General features: G+C 39.8%; 4 protein-coding genes. 1 reads left to right on the top strand and 3 read right to left on the bottom strand.

All coding sequences use genetic code 11. The features are described from left to right. Positions 1-335: 335 nt before the first annotated feature. Positions 336-1,055, top strand: coding sequence for a 4'-phosphopantetheinyl transferase HetI (gene hetI, locus IQ229_RS12615; protein ID WP_194044164.1), 720 nt, complete (start codon positions 336-338; stop codon positions 1,053-1,055). Positions 1,056-1,115: 60 nt separating this feature from the next. Here hetI and IQ229_RS12610 read toward each other — a convergent pair whose 3' ends face one another. The 3 genes from IQ229_RS12610 to IQ229_RS12600 form a co-directional block, all read right to left on the bottom strand. Then, positions 1,116-1,919 (bottom strand): SDR family NAD(P)-dependent oxidoreductase, encoded by an 804-nt coding sequence (locus IQ229_RS12610; RefSeq protein ID WP_194044162.1) that lies wholly within the window; start codon positions 1,917-1,919, stop codon positions 1,116-1,118. A 548-nt stretch (positions 1,920-2,467) separates the two neighbouring features. Continuing rightward, entirely contained in the window at positions 2,468-3,982 is a 1,515-nt protein-coding gene (locus IQ229_RS12605) for a thioester reductase domain-containing protein (RefSeq protein ID WP_194044160.1), read from the bottom strand. A gap of 2 nt (positions 3,983-3,984) precedes the next feature. Next, positions 3,985-5,049, bottom strand: a 1,065-nt coding sequence (locus tag IQ229_RS12600; protein WP_194044151.1) for a PfaD family polyunsaturated fatty acid/polyketide biosynthesis protein, incomplete at its 5' end; no start/stop codon positions are given.

Here is a 5,049-nt window from a genome sequence, read left to right as displayed (position 1 = left end):
TCCTTGGAGTAATACTGTAATAGCTAATGTTGTAGCCAAAAGAAAATTTCTTATTCTCTATCAAGGGTTTTAACGTATTCTCTTTCAGAGGGTTTAGCCTCGAGTTAAGGCTTGTACATCTAAAGTAAGAAAAATAGCACGTAAATCACGTAAATATAGAGCAATAAATCACGATATTGGTCAGCAAAAGCGATAAGCCTGACGGCATGGCTACGCTTACCGCGCTGGTCTGGCGCATAGTATAGTAGCGCTAAAGCGTCAAACCAGATCCACCTATAATAATTGTCGTAATTCAACAAACTACTAGAATACAACTCCCTTGACTTTTTGACTCAATGACCGCTTCTAATGATATTTGGCTACCTGCACCGACGGATTTAACTTTGCTACCAGATGAGATTCATGTCTGGTGCATAGACCTTGAACAACCGGAAACAAAACTGCAAAGTTTAGCAGCAACTCTTTCCAGTGACGAAACATCTCGTGCTGAACGGTTTTATTTTCAGGAACATCGACAGCGTTTCATTGCTGGTCGTGGTATTCTGCGAACTATATTAGGTCGCTATTTGGGTATCCAGCCCTTACAAGTAGAGTTTAATTATCAACAGCGTGGCAAACCAGTATTAGCAGATACATTTGCTGATAGTGGACTGGCGTTTAACTTGTCTCATTCTCAAGGTTTGGGTTTGTGTGCGGTGAATTGCACTAGAGAAATTGGTGTAGACCTAGAATATATTCGCCCGATGTCTGATCTGGAAGCTCTTGCCAAACGGTTCTTTTTACCGAGAGAATATAAGATGTTGCGATCGCTATCTCCCAACCTACAGCAAGAGGTATTTTTCCGTTACTGGACTTGTAAGGAAGCTTATTTAAAAGCAACTGGAGACGGACTATCCCAGTTAGAGCAAATTGAAGTATCGCTAACTCTCACAGAACCAGCCAAGTTACAGATAGCTGAAGACTGGAGTCTTTTTGAACTAGTACCTGCTAACAATTATGTTGCTGCTGTTGCTGTAGCGAATTTAGGCTGGGATTTGAAATGTTGGCAGTATTAATACTAGTCATTAGTCATTAGTCATTTGTTATTCTTCCCCAATGCCCAATGCCCCATGCCCCTACTTATCTTCCTGCATATTCCTCACAATTCTTGTCACCAGCTTCCTGGGTACAAATCTGACGCTTTTTGCAAGTAATTTATTCATAAAGCCAGGAATAACAATGGTTTTGCCCTTCATTAAGCCGCGAAAACCAATTTCGGCTACTGTTTGTGCATCCATCATCCTCTTACCCTTGAGCAACTTAGAGTCAGCCATTCCGGTTCTTTCATGAAAGGCAGATGCAGTTGAGCCTGGACAAAGAACTGTCACAGTGACACCTGTACCTTCTAATTCATTAGCGATCGCTTCCGAAAAAGATAAGATATAAGCTTTAGTAGCAAAATAAACCGCCATCAAAGGCCCTGGTTGAAAAGCAGCAGCCGAGGCAACATTTAATATCTTACCTTCACCTTGCTTTACCATGTGCTTCACGAATAGCTTAGTTAAATGGGTGAGGCACACCAAATTTACCTGTAGCATTTCCAATTCAGTAGCTAGGTCTGTTTCGTGAAATAATCCATAAATACCAAATCCAGCATTATTTACTAGCACATCAACATTAATATCGGCGAGTTGCAACTCCGTGAAAATTTCTTTAGGAGCAGTTGATATAGATAAATCCTTAACAAGAGTTTTGACAAAAATCCCAAATTTTTCTTGGAATTTAGCTGCAATTTCTACTAGCTTTGGCCCATTTCTGTCTACTAAGACCAAATTGTAATCATGAGCAGCAAAAATACATGCTAATTCGTAGCCAATTCCACCAGCTGCTCCAGTAATAAGAGCAGTTTTGTTGCTCTGACCTTGATGTTTTGTGTTCATGTAAGAATGTTAGTGAATTCAACTTGATGAAGCTGCGTTGCATTTACAGTTGTTCTCGTTCTACAATTAAGTATGCGTAATATCTGAACCAACGAGAAATATCTTGAGTTATTACCCTTTCAAATGCTTGTGTGGTTCATTAGATAGATGTAGCAGCCCAAGCGTAAATTTAGGACTTATGCATCGAAAAAGCTAGGCATTAAAGAAGCTTGGTTATTTCAGACTGCTAGCTGTCACTTTTGATTAGTCACAAAAGCAAGCGGGTAAAATTAAACTTTTATGCTCGACACTAACCATTCTATCCTCGATTGCTTCTGTCAAGAGGTGAATACTAAAAATTTACATGATTGGGCATAAAAAAACAGGGCAATATAATTGCCGCTGTTATTGTATGAGTTGTTGCTGGCATCTGAAATATTGGCTATTTAGTAGTACTGAGTTTTAAAAAGCTTGAACTAAATAAACTTATTTTTTAGGTTCGTAACGCACCGAAAGTATCCGAGATGGTGCGTTACGTTCTTAACATATCCTACGTAAGTTGTGAATTACTAAGCGATATTTAAGAAGCCACTTTGAATCAAGTAGGCGGTATAAGTCATAAACAATTGAGAATCAATTGGAGGACAAGCAATAGAACTACCTGCCAATGCATGAAGAGTATCTTGGCAGCTAATGTGGGGTCTTCTAGCTTGTAAATACAAATCAGGGATAGTCAGTTGTTCATCAGACCAACGTTCCAGTAAAAATGGTCGCAGAGTGTACAAAGGATTATCCGCAGAAGTCACATTATTGATTAACTCTGATTGCCATTTTTCGTAAGGAATCATCTCAACGGAATAGCCAAATGAGCGTATCCACTCAACTAGCATTTTCAACGCTGCGGGTTGGGGATGTTGTAAATTGAAAGCTTTACCTATGGATTCTTTTTGGCGTGATAGATAAACGATCGCTTTACTTACATAGTCTACAGGTGACATATCCAACATATAATCTACATCAGGGAAATATCCCATTTGTAGACAGCCCTTGGTCATCAAATTGATAAAGTCATGTGTGTTACAAATGCCTGTCTTGCTATCACCTGAAATCAGTGGTGGTCTATGGATAGTTACAGGCAGTCCACGGTCACGAGCAATTTTGACTAACTTTTCAGCTACCCATTTAGTTTGGGAGTAACCAAGATAAATACCTTCCCAATGATTGAATTCATCCTGTTCTTTAACAACCTTGCCAGCATAAGCCGTGGATTCAAAAACAGCAACACTGGAAACGTAATGTACAGGCTTGACTTTAACTTGACAAGCTAATCTCAAAACTTCTTGAGTGCCTAAAACATTGGCTGCTTTCAGTGCAGAGTATGGGAAAACATAATTCAATAAAGCAGCACTATGATAGATGGTATCAATATTGGCAGCTAAGATTTGAAACTGTTCCGAACCAATACCTAACAATGGTTGAGATAAATCGCCGACAATCGGAATAATTCTGGAGGTAAATTCTTCCTGCCAAATTGCATACTGTTCCAGATTCTTTTGGAGTTTGCTTTTGCCTTCTTCAGCATTAGCAGCACGCACTAAGCAATAGATATCCGCATTAGTTTCTTGTAGCAATTCCCGGATGATAAAGGCTCCTAAAAAGCCTGTTCCTCCAGTTAAAAAGATGTTCTTGGGTTCACCTATAGCTACATTAGATGCAGCGCCGGGATGGATGGTGGGGTCAAGAACAGCCTCAGCACCTAAATCTAGAACTGAGGGTGCAGCGTTAGCATTAGAGGCTACTACCTTTGTATCTTGAACTGGTGAACCTTCTTGCACTTCTTCAGCTAAACGCTGTGAAAGAGCTTCAATATTTGGGTAATGCCATAGCAACAATGGAGATGGTTGAAATCCTAGTAATTTTTCTAAGTTACTTACTAGAATCATTGCTTGGGCTGAATCCAAGCCATAGTTTTCTAAATGTTCTTTTACATCTATTTCATCAGTTGGGACTCCTAGCAACTTAGCTAAGTTAGATACCAAAAATATTTGAATATCGTCTGCTGTGAAAGACTGTTTTATAGTCATTTTTAAATCTCCAACAATGATGTAGAACGAACAGGGTGATACTGACTGTAATAATTGGAAGCTTGCAGCCCTTGAATTTTCAAATTTTGGACACGATACAAAAAGGCTGCACCAGTCATAATTTGATTAGCTACATCAACTACCCGACGATTATTTGGTTCAGATAGATAAGAACCACGTACCCAGTCATTGAAACCGCCCATTGCCGGGCCACACCAAATTTGATAATCGACTTCTCTACCTTTTTCACCAGAACTAGACCAGCGAGAAGATAATCCTAGATACCAACGGAAAATCAACGCCATTTTCAGTTTAGGATTATTAACTGCTTTCCCAAGTTTCTCAGGATTCTTTTGGGACAGATAAGCCGCAGTTCCTTCCCATACTTCAGCAATAGTTTTGCGAAAAACTTGTTTTTCTAATTTCTCTCTTTCTGCAAGGGGGATGCTTTCAATGGAATCATAAGCGCGATAGAGTTCAAATAATTTCTGCGCTCGCATGGGGAACATTGTACCCCGTTTGAGAACTTGCAATTTGACTCCCATTTCAAACATATCTGCTGCTGGGGCCATAATCATATCAGCCATTTCTGCTTGAGCTAGTAACTTTTTGGTATGTTCACAAGCCCCAGATTCAACGCATGATTGATTAATGGAACCGGTCATTATATAAGCAGCACCCATCATAAAGGCTGCTAATGCTGATTGTGGTGTACCAATTCCTCCGGCAACACCAATTCTAATGGGTGTTTGGTAATGATATTGTGCTTGAATTTCATCTCGCAAGGCAATAATAGAAGGTAACACACAAACTAGGGGACGATTATCTGTATGTCCTCCAGAATCAGCCTCGACGGTAATATCATCAGCCATCGGAACTTTGGCTGCAAGGGTTGCTTGTAACTCAGTAATTAACCCTTGTTCCAGCAGTTCTTTGACTATTCTGGCTGGTGCTGGTTGCAGAAATTTAGTCGCAACTTCTCGGCGAGAAATTTTGGCAATGATTTTATTTTTGATTTCAATTTGATTAGCACTATTCAACCCCAATCCAGCAACACGGTAATAAAC

This window comes from Nostoc cf. edaphicum LEGE 07299, from assembly GCF_015207245.1.
In the GTDB taxonomy this organism is placed as follows: domain Bacteria; phylum Cyanobacteriota; class Cyanobacteriia; order Cyanobacteriales; family Nostocaceae; genus Nostoc; species Nostoc edaphicum_B.
Note: the sequence above shows the minus strand (reverse complement) of the source record. Positions and strands in the feature narration are given on the sequence as shown.